This is a genomic window from Aerococcus sp. HMSC10H05, assembly GCF_001806975.1.
In the GTDB taxonomy this organism is placed as follows: domain Bacteria; phylum Bacillota; class Bacilli; order Lactobacillales; family Aerococcaceae; genus Aerococcus; species Aerococcus viridans_B.
The window spans coordinates 45,921-64,013 of the sequence record NZ_KV786949.1 but is presented as its reverse complement, the minus strand read 5'-3'; the positions used below and the strand labels follow the sequence as shown (position 1 = coordinate 64,013).

Genomic DNA, 18,093 nt, shown 5'->3' with positions numbered 1-18,093 from the left:
GTCGGAATCGAAAGATTCCTCCTACTCGATTGCATACAAAAAGGACATGACACGTGTCATGTCCCAAAAGTTCAATACCATTTGGACTTTATATTTCTATAAATTAATCAGAGTATTTATCAAAGTAACCTTGGATGTAGACAAATGGGGTACCCTTATCTCCAGAACCAGAAGTTAAATCTGATAATGACCCTACTAAGTCAGTAATGTTACGAGGGGTTGTTCCTAATGAGGTATTGTGGCCAGCTTCATCAATCTGGTCATGATTTTTAATATAAGAACGCATTGCTTCTGTTAATTCTTCTCCAGATAGGTCGCTAAATTGGTTATCTGCAACATACTTGATCTTAATTTCGTCAGGAGTACCAGATAAACCTTTAGTGAAACCAGGTGATACAACAGGGTCAGCTAATTCCCAAATGTGGCCAACGGGATCTTGGAAAGCACCGTCACCATAAACCATCACTTCAACAACCTTATCAGTCGCATCTAATAAACGTTTTTGCACATCTTCGACGAAAGCTTGTGCGTTACGCGGGAATAATTTCAAACTGTTGTTACCGGAAAGGTTAGCACCTAATAAACCAAAGTCTTCGTTGAAACCAGAACCATCAATTGAATGGTTCAAAATTTGATCTAAGCCAATAATTTCTTTAGCACCATTTTTCTCTAGTGTACGACGTGTATATTTACGGTTATGGATATCGGCAACAACTACTGTATCCACGAAATTTAAAATAGTTTGTGGGTGGTTAGCAAAAATGATTTCACATTCTGCACCAGTTTCTTCAACACACTTTTTGTATAATGCAACGTAGTCTTCGCCGGTGAATTCATGTGCTAAGTTAGGAAAGTGGTTGCGGAATTCAGCTTCAGTTAAAACATCTGTATATGGATTTAAACCAGATTCTTCTAATTCGTCGCGTGTAATTAAACGGTTACCCACTTCATCAGAAGGGTAGCTCAATTGAATTACGACTTTCTTCGCTGACATAGCGATACCTTTTAAGATTGCGTAGAAACGGTTACGACTTAAGATTGGATTTACAATACCAATCGTTTCACTTTTTGTTTGACTTTTGATATCTTTTACAACAGCATCCAACTCAGCAAAGTTTCCTTGTGCACGAGCTAAGATAGACTCTGTTACTGTTACAATATCATGGTCTCGAACTTCATAACCTTCTTCTTTGGCAGCATTTAAAACAGTATCTACTACAATGCCTGCTAGGTCATCGTTCTCTTTAATAATGGGAGCGCGTAACCCTCTTACAACAGTACCTACAGCTCTAGACATACATAATCGTCCCTTCAAAATTCTCTTCTGCCTCTATAGCATACTATTTTATTATATATCAATAAAATCCCTTTGCCAATGAAGTGAGGGTAAAAACCGAACATTTTTCTCATGATTTTTAAAGTATAAATATTAGACAAAGAAAATTTGGTCATGCTATGATTAAAGTGTAAAAATTGTAGTAGCAAGTAATCAATTGAATTCAGACTATTCGCTAAATTTGTGAGGTATCATATGACGAATCTTTTGTTGAACACGTGGCATACGCTATTGGATCAGTTATTGGTTACTGATGCTGTATACCCTTGTGTCTTTGAGGCTGCAGTTCTTACATTGATAATATCGATTAGAAATCCTAGCGTTTGACCTTGATGTCTGACGCTTTTTTTGTGGATTTTCACACCTTTAGGAGGAAAGATAAAATGAGAAAATGTATGATCTCTATCAACCAACACAGTATAAGTCATGCGTTTGTTAATCGGATGATGCATTTAAAAACTCTCCCACCTTAAGGAGGTGGTCCAAAGGTATCTCGGTGCTAGCCGTTAATAGCTAAACATCTAAATAAGAGACCAATAAATATACACCAGGTCATCAACAAGCCTAAAAGCCAAACCGTTAGGCAGCATCGTTTGTTGAGTCGCTGGTGTTTAGTTTTTACTATAATAAAACTGCTGCAGCAAGGGCGCGTTGAACATCGTAAACGACATCGCCACCTTTAAATTGTAGCGCGATTGTAGGTTGTTCATTGCCAGATAAGTAAATATTCACTTCAGAATCTATGTCAAAATTCCCTACCGTTTCTACTGAAAAGCGAGAAATTGATTTGTAAGGTACACTCATAAAATCACGTTTTTTGCCGGTAATCCCTTGTTTATCCATTAAAATCAGTCGATATGAAGTAAATACGACTAAATCACGCAAGATATTGTAAGATAATTCAATTGATTCACCAGGAATTAATACCTTTTCTAATGAGTCGGAAACCCGTTCCTTATCTGCTTCAGATGCATTACCGAATAAACCTGAAAATAAGCCCATATTGTCACTCCCTTTTAAAATTGTATCCTATCATTTAAGCTTACTTCATTATACCGAGTAAAGGAAAATAAGGTCAACTAAGCCAAATATTAAGGTTTTGTGAATATATTTTGCTATAATGAAATTAATAGAAGTGTCACACATGTTGAGGAGGTAAATGATGGGATACGAAATTCAAGAAGTAACCAATGGATTTGCGATTTTTAACGAAGCGGGCGACAAGCGTATTGCTGAAATTGAATATGAACCAAAAGCAAACGATGTCATCGTCGCAACACATACATGGACGGACCCAAGTTTACGTGGGCAAGGTGTTGCTGAACATCTAGTAGACCACTTAGTGGCTGATGCTGAAAGTAAAGGCCGTAAAATTAAAGCATTGTGTCCATATGTCGTGAAGAAATTTAAGGACAATCCGGAGAAATATGACCATATTAATGCAGATAAATAATTTTTGAAAAGGACCACCTCTGTCTTTGCTGGCTAGCAAGGATAGGGGTGGTTTTTATGTTGAAGGGTAGTCGCTTTCATTTTCCCCTAAACATCGGTAAAATAAATATATTAGAAAGTCTAAGAGGTGTAATATGAAATATATTAAATTATTAGAGGATGTATCCAATGCTTATGGTGCGCCGGGTTATGAAGACCAAGTAATTGATGTTGTAAAAGCCAACAAGGGGGCATTTAGCTTACAGGCTGATGCGATGAAAAACTTGTATATGAATTTTACAGATATCGATCCTAACAAACCAACAATTATGCTAGATTCACATATGGATGAAGTTGGTTTTATGGTCCAAGCCATTGATGAAAACGGCTTGTTGCTGATGCAAGCTTTGGGTGGATGGACAGCGGCTTCAGCGCAATCTCAACTATTTATGGTAAGAACCAATGATAATCAAACGTATGTACCAGCTGTTGCAACTAGTAAACCTATACACTTTATGACGGCAGAAGAAAAGGCTAAGCCAGTCGCACTAACTGATTTAAAATTAGACGTAGGGGCTACTTCAAGAGAAGAAGTCATCAATGATTTTGGTATTACTGTTGGCCAACCCGTTGTACCAGCAACTAAATTCCAAGTAAATGAAAAAAACGGTATGATGATTGGAAAAGCTTTTGACAACCGTTTAGGCGTAGCAGCAACGCTTGCTGTCTTTAACGAATTGGGCGTAGATGGTGTGAAAGAATTACCATTTAACCTTGTTGGTGCGTTTGCAACACAGGAAGAAGTTGGTTTACGTGGTGCTAAAGTTACCACCAATCGTGTTAACCCACAAGTAGCTATTGTGTTTGAAGGGACACCTTCTGATGATTACGCAAAATCGGCAACAGTTGGTCAAGGGCGCGTTAAGCAAGGGCCACAATTGCGTTATCGTGATTCGACCTACATTGCTTCAGACCATCTAAACGGTTTATTTGTTGAAGCTAGCGAAAAAGCTGGTATTCAAATTCAACAAACAGTGCGCGATGGCGGAGGTACTAACGCAGGTGCCATTCACACAGCCAATAATGGTGTATCTGTGATTACGTTAGGAATGCCGACACGTTATGCCCACACCCATTACTTAATTGCAGCTTATCAAGATTTCCAAGATACTGTAGATGTGACAGTAGCTTTCTTAAAAGGCTTAACTGAAGAGGATTTGGCATTCACTCAATTAAGAAGTTTGTAGTGTTTAATCTAATTTAAAAAGATATGATGCAACAAGAAAAGTCAGCTTTCGCTAAATTTTAGAGGCTGACTTATTTTTGTTGAGTTCACTACGACACTATCTTTTATCCTTGTTAATAGCATTTTTTCACAAAAATATTTTTCAATAATTGTTTTTTTATTTTCGTAAAGGGTTTATTTTTGAAAGCGATTCCATTTTCGTGTTATACTTTAAGTGAAAAGAAAGTAAAGGAGGTAGCAAAGATGATTCTTGATAACATTCAACGTATACTGGTGCCAGTGGACGACTCGGAAAATAGTAAAGCAGCCTTTAGAGATGCAGTTGAGATTGCCATGCGATCAAATGCTACTATAGATGTTCTATCAGTAATTCCCGATGACTATGTATTTAGTGACTTGAGGGTATCAGAAACAGATATCAACGAGATGAAGAAACGTACCCTAGAAACCTTAAAAAAATATGAAGATTACGGAAAAGCTCGTAACTTTAATGATATTCATACTTTCACTTCTTTTGGTAATCCTAGACGAGAAGTAGCTAAAATTGCGAATGAAGGTGATTACCAATTAGTTGTCATTGGTGCAACTGGTAAAGGTGCTGTCACAAGGGCTTTAGTTGGGTCTGTAGCTGAAAATACAGTGCGACTATCTAAAACTCCAGTACTAGTTGTGAAATGATATATTGAATCATTTATGAGGAGGACTTATCATGTCAGTAACAGCATATAACAAGATTTTAATTCCAGTTGATGGTTCAGATGCTTCATACCGGGCTTTTAGAGAGGCATTATCTATTGCTAAACGTAACAATTCTGAATTGGTATTGTTGAATGTTTTAGATGACTTTGTTCGTCTCGGAAATCCAGATGCCTCTACGCGATTATATAATGACTTACGGGAAGATGCTTTAAGTGTCTTAGAATCATATGAAGCTGAAGCGAAGGAAGCTGGTCTTGAGCATGTGTCTCTTGAAATTATTAAGGGAGATGCAAGATATGGTATCGTAGAATTCGCAGAAAAAATCAAGGCAGACTTAGTAGTTGTTGGTGCAACTGGTAAGGGTGCAATTGAACGTGCCATGATGGGGTCCGTGTCTGAATATGTAGTACGTAATATGCAATCACATGTATTAGTGATTAAATAAAGGTTTTGAATTCAATCGCTTTACCTGAGCGATTGAGGATAAAAAATGAGACAACTAATATGAGGAGCTGGGAGTGATGATTTTTCTCAGCTTCTTTTTTATTCACCTTATTTTCTCATCATTTCCTCACATTTCCCTTAAATATTCGTCAAAGTAGGTTATAATGAATGTAATTGAAAGAGAAATAATGGAGGGATCTTATGAAAACGAATAAATTAGTAGTTGTAGGCGTTGGCCATGTAGGCTCATACGTGCTGGCAGATGCCATGAAAGCCGGTATTTTTGGTGAAATTGGTGTGATTGATATCGATGAGAATATTGCACGTGGTGAAGCAGTTGACCAAGAACAAGCACGTGCGCTCACTTACATGAACAATATTAAAGTAACGCATGGTGGGTATGAGCAAACGGATGATGCGGATGTCATTATAATTGCAGCTGGAAATTCCATGAAACCAGATCCCGATGATCCAACCGCAGAGCCTGACCGTGCAACTTTAGCTAAAATCACATCAAAAACGATTCGTGATATAATGGGCAATATCGTTGAACATACTAGAGAAGCGATTATCATTGTGATTACTAACCCGTTAGATACAATTTTATACATTGCAGAAAATGAGTTTGACTATCCTGAAGGTAAGATTTTTGGTACGGGAACTATGCTTGACTCAGCTCGCTTACGCAATGTGTTCGCCAATGCTTATGATGTCGACCCTAAATCGGTTGTGGGTTATATGATGGGTGAACACGGTGCAACAGCCTTTCCAGTATTAAGTAAGTTGAATATTCAAGGGGTACCTTACGGTGAATTAGACCAATATTTTGATCGTGATTCAGCAGTTGACCTATCAAGCCCTGAAGATATTATGAAAAATGTGATTTCTGCAGCTTATGAAGTATTTAATGGTAAAGGTTGGACGAATGCAGGAGTTGCGCAAGCAGCTGTGACCATGGCTAAGGCTGTTGTTCTTGACGAACGTAGTGTCTATCCCGCATGTACTACTTTACGTGGAGAATATGGTTATAACGGTAATGTCGCTTTTTCTATGCCATGTATTATTGGTATAAATGGTGTTGAAAAGCGACTACCAGTTAGTTTAAATGCGTGGGAAGAAAAGAAATTGCAAGAGTCTGTAGCTTATATTCAAAAAGCGATGCAGGATGCTGATGTAAAATTTTAAGCATATATAAAGTAATCATTGAGTAATGAAGATAAAGGAAAAGTCATCACCCCCTTCACTGATCAGTAAAGGGGGTGATGACTTTTATAATGGTTAGTTTTTCTAACCTAAAGCGACATCTAGTGTCATCATGACACCAAAACCAACCAGTAAGGAGATTGTGGCGATGTCTGAATTACCGTGTGATTGTGATTCAGGGATGAGTTGCTCCACACAAACGAATATCATAGCGCCAGCTGCAAAAGCTAGGGCATACGGTAAGATTATAGTCACTTGGGATACTAGTAAGGCACCCAAAGCTGCACCAACGATTTCAACTAAGGCAGATGCTTGACCTAATTGGAAAGCACGCCATTTGCTAGCGCCTTCAGCGCGGATAGGCATTGACAAAGCTGCACCTTCAGGGAAGTTTTGTAGATCAATCCCCATTGTTAAGACTAAAGCAGAGGCGAGACTAGCTGCATTAAATTCATTTGCACCGTACGCTACCCCAACAGATAAACCTTCGGGAAAGTTGTGGATTGTCACTGCTAAAAAGAGCAAAGTGGTTGCAGGTAATTTAGTTTTAGGCCCTTCAGCGTCCATCTTATTCTTTCCCATATGTAAATGTGGGGTGATGTAATCGATTAGGCGTAAGAATAAGCCACCAACAATAAAACCAATTAATGCGGGTATAAAGGCAAGTCGTCCCCAACCAGCTTCCTCGGCAAAGCTAATGGATGGTGCTAACAAGGACCAAAAGCTTGCTGCAATCATCACCCCTGCAGCAAAACCGTTCATAATGTCTAATACACGGCGGTTAATTTCATTAAAGAAAAATACTAAAGCTGACCCTAAAGTTGTCATTAACTAAGTGAAGACACCAGCTAGTGTTGCTTGTAATACAGGGTTAGCACTTGCAAACCATTCAAACATATCTATTCCTCCATTTCTCCAATCATTCCATTTCATTATAAATCATTTGGTATCGCTTTTCATTGTGATTAGCAAAGTTTTCGGTTTTTTATTTGGATAACCAAAAAAAATAAAAATAGTTGTAGAATGAAGTAAAGGTGTTTACCTTTGTTAAAAGATAAAGTATACTATTTTTAGACTTACTTTTAGTAAGTATATAAAAAGTTAAAGTAAGTTGTGAAAAAGTGAAAAAATATTCAATCCGTATATGAATAACTAAAAAGGTGGAAAATAACAATGGAAAAACAATTTTTTAAAGATGTTACCATTTCAACGGTAACTTACCGAGTAAAAGATTTGAATAAAATGAAACGCTACTATAATGAGGTTATTGGTTTAGAAATACTAAAAGATGAGGAAACTGCAGGAATTGTTGAATTAGGTTTTAAGGGACAAGATGCACCACAATTAATTTTAGATGGGAAAGCAGATTATAAATTAATCACTGGACCTAAAAATGGTTTATACCACACAGCTTGGTTGTTACCTACTCGTGCAGCTTTAGGTGATGTGTTATACCGCATGCTATTAAATAAAACACAACTATACGGTGCTTCAGATCACTCATATTCAGAAGCTTTATATCTACAAGATCCTGAAGATAATGGTATTGAAATTTATGCTGACCGTACTGCTGACCAATGGACACATGGTCCAGATGGTGGGATAACTGGTGTTACTGAACCAATGGACGCAGAAGGGGTATTAGCGAGTCGTTCCTCTGATGAACCACAACCATTACTTGCAGAAGGTACTATCATTGGGCACTTACACTTGTCATCAGACAAAGTAGAAGAGTTCTTTGGTTTCTTATCTGATGAAATGATCTTAGAAGAACAAATGGGCTTTAAAAACAACGTTCATTTCACTTCTTATTCTGACTACCACCACCACATTGCTGTGAATGCTTGGGGGGCGGAATCAATGGCACCTTATGCTGAAGATCAAACTGGTTTAGCAGCTTACACACTAACTTACCATAATGAAGAATTGTACAACAATATAGTAGCAAAACTTAAAGCGAATGGACGAGTAGTTGATGAGGATGTAAACCATGTGACAGCGATAGATGCCAATGGTGTAACAGTTTATGTAGATTTTAAATAGGTCAATAATGATGTTGGGAAAAGGGCTATCAGCTTAATCGTTGATGGCTCTTTTTCTCTGGAGAAGATGGCGAATATTTGTTATTAGTGTGTTCGTTAATAGCGAACAATACCGTTCACATATTCATAAATTTTAATCATTGAAACCATGTTATGATTGGGAAAAGCGATGACGGAATTTAATTGAATTTTAATAGAAGGACGGTAATGATGATGACGAAACAACATATTGAAACTTTGCTAGCTCAAATTGGTAACCGTAGTGACAAACTTTATGGTGCGATTAATACGCCTCTATATTTTTCAACGGCATATAAACACCCTGGTTTAGGGGAATCAACCGGATACGACTATACGCGTACAGCCAATCCAACTCGTGACGTCTTGCAAGAAGCAATTGCCGTTTTGGAGAATGGGGAACAAGGATTCGCCACTTCATCAGGTATGGCAGCGATTCAGCTAGTCATTGAAGGGTTATTATCGCATGGAGATACAGTGGTTACGCTACAAGATTTATATGGGGGTTCATATCGTTACTTTCATCATATGGAGGAGAAAGGTTTCTACAACTTTACTTACTGTTTAACAGAGGATGAAGTGTATACAGAGATTGAAAAAGGACCTCAATTAGTCTTCATCGAAACGCCTACCAATCCTATGATGGTGGAATTTGATATTGCAGAAATTTCTAAACGCGCACATGCAGTAGGTGCTATTGTGGTGGTAGACAATACTTTCTACACGCCTATTATTCAACGACCACTAGAAGAAGGTGCGGACGTTGTGCTTCATTCAGCAACCAAATATATTGGGGGCCATAATGATGTGTTAGGTGGTTTAGTTGCGAGTAAAGGTCAAGAAATCAATGAAAAATTAGCCTTCCAATTAAATACAACTGGGGCAACTTTAGATCCCTTTGCCTGTTGGTTGATCATCCGTGGGCTAAAAACGTTAGCGGTTCGCTTGCAACAACATGAAAAAAATGCCAAAGCTATAGTGGCAGCGTTACAGGAACATCCTACAATTGAGCAGGTTTATTATTCTGGACGTGGTGGTATGGTAACATTCGCAGTGAAAGATGCAAGCATTATCCGAGATGCTTTAAATAGCTTAAAGATTTTTACTTTTGCAGAGAGTTTAGGTGGTGTTGAGAGTTTAATTACTTATCCAGAAACACAAACGCATGCGGATATTCCAACTGAATTACGAGCACAGTATGGTCTAACTGATAAGGTTTTACGGATCTCAACTGGGATTGAAAATAGTGATGATTTAGTGGCCGATATTAAACAAGCATTTAGCGTCTAAAAAAGCTGTTGCCTGTGAGCAGTAATAGTGAAAAACGAATTTGATTAGTGTAATATAGGGAATTGTGAGTGTAGTAGTTCACAAGGGAAGGATGGAAAGCCATGAACTTTCAAAAACTAAAATATGCTGTTGTTGTCGCTGATAGCGGATCATTTCGTGAGGCAGCGAGACGGCTGTTCATGGCGCAATCTTCTTTATCAACAGCCATTCGTGAGTTAGAAGAAATGTATGATCTACAAATCTTCGAACGTACAAAACGCGGTATTTTCATTACTGAAGAGGGTAGCGAATTCTTATCTTATGCCCGCGATGTCTTGTCGCAGGTGTCGGTGATGGAGAATCGTTATTTAGATGCCGACCGAAAAAAACTGTTTTCTGTATCTAGTCAGCACTATGACTTTGTATCAGAAGCTTTTGCGGTATTAGTTGCGAATGATGAAGATCGCGCCCACCATTATCGTTTATTAGAAACCTCAACAACTGATGTCATGGAAAATGTGAAAAATGCTTATTCTGAAATTGGCATTTTATACATGAATGCTTATAATCAAAAGGTCATTAAGCAATACCTTAACCACAATGAGTTGAGCTATACAGAGATTGGGGCCTTTCAACCCCATGTTTTTGTTGGTAAACAACATCCCTTAGCAGGTAGAGAAAGCCTAACCCAAGCAGAGTTGCTGGCCTATCCATCTGTTACCTTCGAACAGACACAAGGTTCCTCAGCCCAATTAACTGAGGAGGCGTTGGACTTGGGAGAGGACTCTACACAATCAACCATTTACGTTAGCGACCGGGCAACTTCGATTAATGTCTTAGTAAAAACCGATGCTATCCTAGTGGGTACAGGTATTTTAACTTCGCCATTTCGCAATATGATGACCACAATTCCTATTACAGATGTTGAAGAGAACCATATTATTTATATTCAAAATAAATACCGTAAACTTTCTAGTGAAGCTGAACGATTCATTGGCATTTTGAATGACCAGTTAAGCGACGTGATTGGATCTGTTGGTCAATAACCAACACAATATCTTTATCAAAATTTAGGAGGAAGACAATAAATGGCAGTCATTATTACTTTAGCTATTTTTGTACTTGTATTGTTATTCTTAAACCGTTTAGCAGGGAAACACGTGAAATATTCAAATCGTGTCTTTATCGGATTAGGCATCGGGATTGTTTTTGGTATTATTATGCAATTACTTTTTGGTTCCGATTCAAGTACAACCACAACAATTTTAGATTGGGTCAACATCGTTGGGAATGGATACGTATCCTTCCTACAAATGCTGGTTGTACCTTTAATTTTTGTGTCACTAGTCCGTGCTTTTACACGTGTTGAAGGGGAACAGAATTTGGGCAAAATTGGTTTCAATGTCCTATCTGTTCTAATTGTTACGGTAGCAATTGCTTCCTTTATCGGTTTATCAACTGCCTTGTTATTCAACTTAGATGGTGCAGAATTTACCCAGGGGGCAGCTGAAACAGCTAGAATCGCTTATATCCAAGAGCGTCAAGCGGAAATTGCTGATACAACCTTACCACAACAAATTCTGTCCTTTATTCCAACTAATATCTTTGAAGACCTAGCGGGATTACGTCAATCAAGTAATATCGCAGTAGTCATCTTCTCAGCTATCGTTGGCGTGGCTTATCTAGGTATCGCTAGAAAGCATCCAGAAGAAGCTTCTTATTTTAAGAAAATGATTGATATGTTAGATGCTATTGTCTCACGCATCGTGACATTAGTATTAAGAATGGCGCCTTATGGTATCTTCGCCTTAATGGTTAAAGCTATGGCATCATCAAGCTTCCAAGCCTTGTTAAACATGGCTACATTCGTCATCGCAGCTTATGTAGCGATGATTATCATGTTTGCAATCCACGCAGTGATTTTAGCAGGGTTCAAGGTAAACCCAATCAACTATTTCAAGAAAGCTTCTAGTGTATTAGGATTTGCCTTTACCTCACGTTCAAGTGGTGGGGCATTACCAATGAATATCCAAACCCAAACGGAAGCCTTAGGTGTTGAAGATGCAACAGCTAACTTCGCGGGTACTTTTGGTTTATCTATTGGACAAAATGGTTGTGCAGGTATCTACCCAACAATGCTAGTAGCAATCGTTGCGCCAACAGTTGGTATGGATTTATCTGATCCAATGGTTTGGTTAACCATTATTGGTACAGTGATTATTTCATCATTTGGTGTAGCCGGTGTCGGAGGTGGTGCAACATTCGCATCGTTAATCGTATTTGGTACGTTAGGTTTACCAGTAGAAATCATTGGATTAATGGTATCTATTGAACCTATCGTTGATATGGGTCGTACAGCCTTAAATGTAAATGATTCTATATTAGCGGGTGTTGTAACTTCAAAACGTTTAGGTACCCTAAATGAAGAAATTTTCAATAACCCAGAAGCACAAATCGAAGTGAATTAATTAAAAAAGCAGGTGAGACAAAAGTCGTTTAGAAGGACGCACTGTACCAAAAGCCGAATAATAACGACATGTTATTGGCGCATTTTGGGAAGTATCGCGGACATGCTGACTTTTGAAACTCGATGATAAACATTCTTATATAGCAAAGAGAGACTGAGACTTGTTTTGTCCCAGCCTCATTTTTATATCATATAACCTCTTTGATTAGACATAGAAAAGCTTTTGTTTCGTATTCGAATTATCGTGCGAATTATTTGAATTGTCATAACTTTTATTGTAATCTATAGATAATCATCTATAGTGTATAAACAAATTAGGAGGGATCTGATGGGTGGTTTTAGAAGGTTTCTACAAATTATCTTAACCTTATTCGGCTTGGTTACTTTATTATTTGCCATTGCGCTATTTTACCCAATTCAATACCTAACACCTTTCGTAAAAGATACTATATTAGGCAATACTTATGGTCAATGGGCTATGATAGCTGGTTTAGCCTTTGTAGCTTTAGTTGTATTAGTTGTTTTTCTGCAAGCTGTTGTGGCACCTGCGAAACGTGACCACTTAGAAGTGAAAACAGATGCTGGTGTGTTAAGTTTTACCAAGCACTCTGTTGAAGATACAGCAGTTCGTGCTAGTCAACGGGTAGCAGGGGTAAGATTTCCTGAAGCCAAGGTACGTTTCGGTAAACGACCAGAAGATACCAAAGTGAAAGTTGTCTTTCAGGTAGAAGAAGCGGCGAATGTGATTGATCTAGCTAGTCGGGTACAAGAACGTGTTCGTGATACTGTCTCTGTTTCATTGGGCATTCCCGTAGAAGATGTCAATGTAAAAGTCAATCAAATTGACCGCAGTGTCGTAGTTGCTGAAAAACAAGCGAAACAAAAAGCGATACCACGTGTGCAATAAGGAGGAGGGATAATATGTCAGAACGAAACAAACAAGAAGAACGTGCGATTTGGCGCCAATATAAAGGGCGGATTATCGGCTTATTATCAGCCTTTATTTTTGCACTGCTTTGGGTAGTCTTTAGTTTTGGGACTGCTTTACTGGTCTTCATTATCGCAGCAATCGGCTTTGTGGTAGGTGCATACTTTGATGGACAAGTGGATTTACGTGCTTGGTTACGATTTTTCATGAAGTAAATGAAAGGTTATCGGTTGATAATCAAGAATATCCACGTTATCATTAACTTATAGGTTATTATGAAGTTGGTTGGGTGACCAACCTAAATATTAGGAGGAATTAAATTATGGTTGAAACAAACGAACAAGTAAAACACGAAAATAATTTAGCTTTTGAACCTCGCGTGTTAGAACGCATTGCGAATAACTCAGTTCAAGATATTGATGGCATTTTAGAGTTAAAAGGAAATTTCACATCTGGTGTGAAAAGCTTCTTCTCTTCTGAAGATGATCAAACAAAAGGTGTGAATGCTGAAGTAGGTAGCAAAGAAGTAGCTATCGACTTAGAAGTCATTGCTGAATATGGCAAAAATATTCCTGCAGCCTTTGACAAAACAATTGAAAAAGTCAAAGCAAATGTTGAAAAAATGACTGGTTTAAAAGTTGTTGAAGTAAACATGAATGTTAACGATGTGATGACTCGTGCAGATTATCAACAACAACAAACTGAAGAAGAACGTAAACGTGCAGAAGAACGCCGTCGTGCCCACCAAAATGGTGAGTATACAGATGGTTCAAGAGTACAATAATTACTAACATACAAGGATACCTAGTATCTATTACCATGTGTAGGAGGGTCGACCAAGTGTCGATCCTTTTCTTATTCATAAAATTTAGGTAAGATAGAGAAAGCAAACCGTGCAGATTAAACTGGAGGGGTTAAGATGAACACAATGATTTTACTAGGTGAAGGTTACGAAGAAGTCGAAGCAATTACAGTTATTGATTATCTACGTCGGGCAGAAATCCCAATAGATATCATATCTATCAACGAAACCCTATCAACAATTGGTGACCATGGTATTGAGATTATGGCAGATAAACTGCTAGATGATATTGATACAGACCGCTATGATATGGTCATTACACCAGGTGGACGCCCAGGTGCAGAGAAATTGGCCAAGGATAAAAGAGTAACTGACTTGATTGCTAAACAAGTAGCGAACGATAAATATGTTTCGAGTATTTGTGCTTCACCAATCGTGCTTGAAGCAGCAGGCATCACAAAAGACTTGGAAGGGACATGCTACCCAGGCTTTGAAGACCAAGTACATTACAAAACCTTCCATGAAGACATCACCTACTACGATGAAAACTATAAAGTATTGACCTCACGGGGACCAGCTACAGCAGTTTATTTTGCCTTGGACATTATACGAATACTAAAAGGTGACGCTAAAGCGCAAGAGATTGCTGATGGTTTATTATTACCAATGGTTGAAGGGAAAAAGGGGTAAACGTATTATGGCTGACAAACCCCTGGTAAAAATGGTGCGGGGTTACCAAAAGTATATTTCCCCAATGTTTCCGCCAACTTGCCGTTACTACCCATCGTGTTCCACTTATATGATACAAGCAATCAATAAACATGGCACACTTAAGGGGGCAGCTATGGGTACAGCGCGTATTATTCGTTGTAACCCAATGGTGCCAGGAGGGCTAGATCCAGTACCAGACCATTTCACTTTACGTCGCAACCGTGAAGAAATGTCTGATGAAGACCGGGCATATTTAATTGCACAAATGGAGAAACATGACCACCACCATCATGAAGTAGAATAACAGAAAAACGTGGTAAGAAAACTTTTTGCAGCAATAGGCAACAGTTAGTGAATAAAAAGAAGGTGAGACAAAAGTCGTTTAGCATTGACGTACTGAACCAAAAGGCGAACAATAATGAAATATTATTGGAGACATTTGGGAAGTATCGGACAATGCTGACTTTTGGAATCCAATGATAAACGTTCTTATATAGCAAAGAGAGGCTGAGACATTTTTGTCCCAGCCTCTCTTTTATAAGAAATGATGTCAATTGGTAGTTGTATTAGCCTTTTTTACCTGCGGCTTGTCTGAACATATTCTCTACAACAATATCAAATATTTCTCCAATACTACTTCCATAAGTTAGCAAATCTCCAGGTTTGTTGGTATGAAAGTGTATTTTAATAAGATTTTCATCACCAACAACGAGCAGGCAATCACCTTGAAATTGCGCTTGTATCGTTTCTTGGATAGCTTGTTTGGATAAGTTTTCTCCTTCAATCAAAAATTGTGTATCGTATCGGAAGTTACCTAAATCCATTATGATTCTCCTTTCATTTTTAGCAACCGCAATCTGTACCGCAATCTGAAAGATCGTCTAAGTACATTTGATTATCGATGTAGTACTGTAACATGTCTTGGTCAAGGTCAATATTTTCTCTTGCAGCGATTTCATCAGCTATGACGGCAAAACGTTGTCTGTATTTGTAAATGTAGCATAGGATAACGCCTTCATGTTCAACTTGCGGTCCGACCATAAATAAGTTTGGATATATGGTTGATTCATCTATATGATTTAGAACAGGTCTTTGATTAGATTCCTCAAAGAGGTGTTTGATTAAGGGTGATTGAATTGTGGCAAATCCTGTAGCTAGAATGGGTTGTGCGATAGAATGGTAAATATTATTGTTGCTATCGACCATTTGGTAACCTTGTTCACTTTTAATAATGTTTTGTATCCTTACACCTCTCTGTATTTGAATCCAGTCTTTAAATTCTTCATACCGATTTCTTGTATAAATAGAAAGTCCCAAGCTTGGATCTGATGAAGTGGAATCAATTCCTGTGCTATCTGTATAGATAATCGATTTCTTTTTATTTTTAGCTAAATTGATTGCAGCATCAAAACCAGATTCGTTACCACCAATTATGGCATATGTATCTGTATCAGTTAGTTTGCTATAGTCCCCAAGACCTGTATAGTGAATACCCAGTTCACCACCCTTGATACCATTGATATTTGGGAAATGAAAATCACCAAGTGCAATAATTAAGTATTTAGACTTATATACTTCGTGGTTGCTAGCTAATAGATAGCCATCTTTGGTATAGAGAATTTCTTTAATTTCTTCATTTGTATAAATAGGCAAATTAAAATGCTGTGCGACTTCTGTAAGGTAGGCTGCGTACATTTTTCCAGATGGATGTTCATTATTGCTGAAATAACCCGGTGACGTATCAGGTGTGATAGCATTCAAATCTGGAAATCCAAAACCATTCGTATTAAAAGATGGGGAAATAAAATGGGTGCTAGATGGCCACTTTCTAAAAGAAGCACCAACCTGGCCTTTATCAATGACTTGTATATCTTCAATTCCTAACCTTTTTAATGTAGTTGCCATACCGATACCAGCGGCACCTGCCCCTAAAATGGTTACTAATGCATTATTCATCATTCATTGCCTTCTTTCTATTAAAATAAAGATTTGTGATAAACATACTTATTTTTGTCCCGATATAGGTAATTAATACCGTAACAGCTAGGGCCATTACTTGCACAATTAAGAATTCATTACTGTGCCAGTCGAAAATAAAACCAACTTGACCATTTGGTGTAAATGAAGGATCGGCAAAAAGGGCTAATCCTATTGTTCCTACTATGCCACCGATTGCATTTAGGATAAATGAATCAACAGGATCGTCAATCTGACTAATATTTCTTAAATGACATACAATTACACCGCTAAATAGGGTTACACCTAACATGGTGATCGGCGATACGTAACCGACAAGTGCCGTCGAGGTTACCAAACCTACCGTCATACCCGTTAATAAATCATCGATGGCCACTTTTTCCCTTTGAACCAGTAGAAATCCTAGGGCACTACTAAAAATAGCGAGCATGGTATTCAAGATGATTAACCCCATACTTGTATCAAGTGCTTCTAATGGGCCTAAATTAAAACCAAACCAACCAAAACAAATCAATATCGTGGCCATATAGTTGGGACTATAATCACTAAAGCGTTCTGGCACATCTTTTGATGTTAGAGGTGGATAATGCGTTAAAAGTAAGCTAGTGAGTCCAGCAGAAACGTGGACAACCATACCTCCTGAGAAATCTATAGCTCCCATTTGATTTAAAAATCCGTTATCATTCCATAATAAAAAGGTGAGTGGTACATAAACGAATAATAACCAAAGTGGCGTAAAGATGATAAAGAAGGGCCAGGTTACTTTATGAATTAAAGTACCGATAAACATACCTACCGCATATAAAAAGAAACATCCCTGTAAAAGGATAGATAGTATAAGATCAATATCACCAGCTTGTATTAAAGAGAAATAGTTTGAAATACTATCAAAATAGCCATTTCCCTGAAAAGATAAGACATAGCCAAATAGAAACCATGCTAAAAAAGCCACCGTCAGGCCAATTGTGGTCATGACTAAAGTGTCAGAAACTTTACTTTCCTCACTACTGCTAGCATATAGAATAGGTACGCTAAATAGCATTGGCCACATAATAATGACACAAATGTCTATAAATAAATAGTTAGACATTTTTATCCTCCTTTTTTGTAAATCGTAATCGTTACGATTTACCCCCATGTAGCGTATATTACGCATTAAATAAAATGATGTCAATATTTTTTTATATGAAAATATAGTCATCAATCCCTATGCTTAATAAGGGAAGAGAAAAAAGTCTTGTGGAAAGCTGGTATGAATGAGTACTTTTAGACAGGAAAAAGGATCGCGATATTTTCATCACGACCCTAGTCTAATAATGTTTATTTGAATATATTTTTTATGAAAAAAGCACAAAAATAGCGTATGGCAATTGCCATACGCTATTTCACCTTGTTAATAAGGATAGTCACATTCTAAACAAGTATGTGGCTATCCTTGTTTAGTTGAGTTCGTCAGAGCAACTAAGCGTCCGCTTCAGAATAATTTGCAGCTGATTGCATCAGCCACTACATTAGTCTTC

At 37.8% G+C, this 18,093-nt stretch carries 21 protein-coding genes; 14 read left to right on the top strand and 7 right to left on the bottom strand.

Features of this window, described 5'->3' with window-relative positions; translation table 11 throughout:
* Window positions 1-103: 103 nt before the first annotated feature.
* From HMPREF3116_RS01360 to HMPREF3116_RS01350, 3 genes are all read right to left on the bottom strand, one after another.
* Window positions 104-1,297, bottom strand: a complete 1,194-nt coding sequence (locus HMPREF3116_RS01360; RefSeq protein ID WP_070467126.1) for a coenzyme F420-0:L-glutamate ligase — start codon at window positions 1,295-1,297, stop codon at window positions 104-106.
* 275 nt (window positions 1,298-1,572) lie between these two features.
* Entirely contained in the window at window positions 1,573-1,788 is a 216-nt protein-coding gene (locus HMPREF3116_RS01355; RefSeq protein WP_070467124.1) for a hypothetical protein, read from the bottom strand.
* A gap of 169 nt (window positions 1,789-1,957) precedes the next feature.
* Window positions 1,958-2,338, bottom strand: coding sequence for a PH domain-containing protein (locus HMPREF3116_RS01350; protein ID WP_070467122.1), 381 nt, complete (start codon window positions 2,336-2,338; stop codon window positions 1,958-1,960).
* 160 nt (window positions 2,339-2,498) lie between these two features.
* Here HMPREF3116_RS01350 and HMPREF3116_RS01345 point away from each other — a divergent pair, with 160 nt between their 5' ends.
* The 5 genes from HMPREF3116_RS01345 to HMPREF3116_RS01325 all read left to right on the top strand — a co-directional run bounded on the left by HMPREF3116_RS01345 (window position 2,499) and on the right by HMPREF3116_RS01325 (window position 6,341).
* Window positions 2,499-2,789, top strand: a complete 291-nt coding sequence (locus HMPREF3116_RS01345) for a GNAT family N-acetyltransferase (RefSeq protein ID WP_070467120.1) — start codon at window positions 2,499-2,501, stop codon at window positions 2,787-2,789.
* 133 nt (window positions 2,790-2,922) lie between these two features.
* The gene (locus HMPREF3116_RS01340; RefSeq protein ID WP_070467118.1) at window positions 2,923-4,014 is read left to right on the top strand and encodes a M42 family metallopeptidase; all 1,092 of its coding nucleotides are present in this window, start codon (window positions 2,923-2,925) and stop codon (window positions 4,012-4,014) included.
* A 242-nt stretch (window positions 4,015-4,256) separates the two neighbouring features.
* Entirely contained in the window at window positions 4,257-4,691 is a 435-nt protein-coding gene (locus HMPREF3116_RS01335; protein ID WP_070467116.1) for a universal stress protein, read from the top strand.
* Window positions 4,692-4,722: 31 nt separating this feature from the next.
* On the top strand, window positions 4,723-5,157 hold the full coding sequence (locus HMPREF3116_RS01330) for a universal stress protein (RefSeq protein ID WP_070467114.1): 435 nt from the start codon (window positions 4,723-4,725) through the stop codon (window positions 5,155-5,157).
* Window positions 5,158-5,357: 200 nt separating this feature from the next.
* Window positions 5,358-6,341, top strand: coding sequence for a lactate/malate family dehydrogenase (locus HMPREF3116_RS01325; protein ID WP_070467113.1), 984 nt, complete (start codon window positions 5,358-5,360; stop codon window positions 6,339-6,341).
* A gap of 102 nt (window positions 6,342-6,443) precedes the next feature.
* On the opposite strand, the gene HMPREF3116_RS01320 is transcribed toward HMPREF3116_RS01325, so the two are convergent.
* The gene (locus HMPREF3116_RS01320) at window positions 6,444-7,187 is read right to left on the bottom strand and encodes a ZIP family metal transporter (protein WP_246819009.1); all 744 of its coding nucleotides are present in this window, start codon (window positions 7,185-7,187) and stop codon (window positions 6,444-6,446) included.
* A 345-nt stretch (window positions 7,188-7,532) separates the two neighbouring features.
* Here HMPREF3116_RS01320 and HMPREF3116_RS01315 point away from each other — a divergent pair, with 345 nt between their 5' ends.
* The 9 genes from HMPREF3116_RS01315 to yidD all read left to right on the top strand — a co-directional run bounded on the left by HMPREF3116_RS01315 (window position 7,533) and on the right by yidD (window position 14,900).
* Window positions 7,533-8,402 (top strand): VOC family protein, encoded by an 870-nt coding sequence (locus HMPREF3116_RS01315; RefSeq protein WP_070467112.1) that lies wholly within the window; start codon window positions 7,533-7,535, stop codon window positions 8,400-8,402.
* 209 nt (window positions 8,403-8,611) lie between these two features.
* Window positions 8,612-9,709, top strand: a complete 1,098-nt coding sequence (locus HMPREF3116_RS01310) for an aminotransferase class V-fold PLP-dependent enzyme (RefSeq protein WP_070467140.1) — start codon at window positions 8,612-8,614, stop codon at window positions 9,707-9,709.
* Between the two features lie 101 nt (window positions 9,710-9,810).
* Entirely contained in the window at window positions 9,811-10,734 is a 924-nt protein-coding gene (locus HMPREF3116_RS01305; RefSeq protein WP_070467110.1) for a LysR family transcriptional regulator, read from the top strand.
* A gap of 42 nt (window positions 10,735-10,776) precedes the next feature.
* Window positions 10,777-12,156: an L-cystine transporter gene (locus HMPREF3116_RS01300; RefSeq protein ID WP_070467106.1), complete on the top strand. Its 1,380-nt coding sequence runs from the start codon at window positions 10,777-10,779 to the stop codon at window positions 12,154-12,156.
* A 327-nt stretch (window positions 12,157-12,483) separates the two neighbouring features.
* Window positions 12,484-13,062 (top strand): alkaline shock response membrane anchor protein AmaP, encoded by a 579-nt coding sequence (amaP, locus tag HMPREF3116_RS01295; protein WP_070467104.1) that lies wholly within the window; start codon window positions 12,484-12,486, stop codon window positions 13,060-13,062.
* A gap of 14 nt (window positions 13,063-13,076) precedes the next feature.
* Window positions 13,077-13,298, top strand: a complete 222-nt coding sequence (locus HMPREF3116_RS01290; protein ID WP_070467102.1) for a DUF2273 domain-containing protein — start codon at window positions 13,077-13,079, stop codon at window positions 13,296-13,298.
* A 107-nt stretch (window positions 13,299-13,405) separates the two neighbouring features.
* Window positions 13,406-13,867, top strand: a complete 462-nt coding sequence (locus HMPREF3116_RS01285) for an Asp23/Gls24 family envelope stress response protein (protein ID WP_070467101.1) — start codon at window positions 13,406-13,408, stop codon at window positions 13,865-13,867.
* A 135-nt stretch (window positions 13,868-14,002) separates the two neighbouring features.
* A complete protein-coding gene (locus HMPREF3116_RS01280; RefSeq protein WP_070467100.1) occupies window positions 14,003-14,575 on the top strand; it encodes a DJ-1 family glyoxalase III in 573 nt (190 codons plus the stop codon).
* Between the two features lie 7 nt (window positions 14,576-14,582).
* A complete protein-coding gene (gene yidD, locus HMPREF3116_RS01275; RefSeq protein WP_083272706.1) occupies window positions 14,583-14,900 on the top strand; it encodes a membrane protein insertion efficiency factor YidD in 318 nt (105 codons plus the stop codon).
* A 262-nt stretch (window positions 14,901-15,162) separates the two neighbouring features.
* Here the strand turns inward: yidD and HMPREF3116_RS01270 are convergent, their stop codons facing one another.
* The 3 genes from HMPREF3116_RS01270 to HMPREF3116_RS01260 are packed head-to-tail and all read right to left on the bottom strand — an operon-like array spanning window position 15,163 to window position 17,663.
* Window positions 15,163-15,420, bottom strand: a complete 258-nt coding sequence (locus tag HMPREF3116_RS01270) for a kinase to dihydroxyacetone kinase (RefSeq protein WP_070467099.1) — start codon at window positions 15,418-15,420, stop codon at window positions 15,163-15,165.
* Window positions 15,421-15,439: 19 nt separating this feature from the next.
* Window positions 15,440-16,555, bottom strand: a complete 1,116-nt coding sequence (locus tag HMPREF3116_RS01265) for an NAD(P)/FAD-dependent oxidoreductase (RefSeq protein ID WP_083272705.1) — start codon at window positions 16,553-16,555, stop codon at window positions 15,440-15,442.
* Window positions 16,545-17,663: an ammonium transporter gene (locus HMPREF3116_RS01260; protein ID WP_070467097.1), complete on the bottom strand. Its 1,119-nt coding sequence runs from the start codon at window positions 17,661-17,663 to the stop codon at window positions 16,545-16,547. The genes HMPREF3116_RS01265 and HMPREF3116_RS01260 overlap by 11 nt, the downstream gene beginning before the upstream one ends.
* Window positions 17,664-18,093 lie beyond the last annotated feature (430 nt).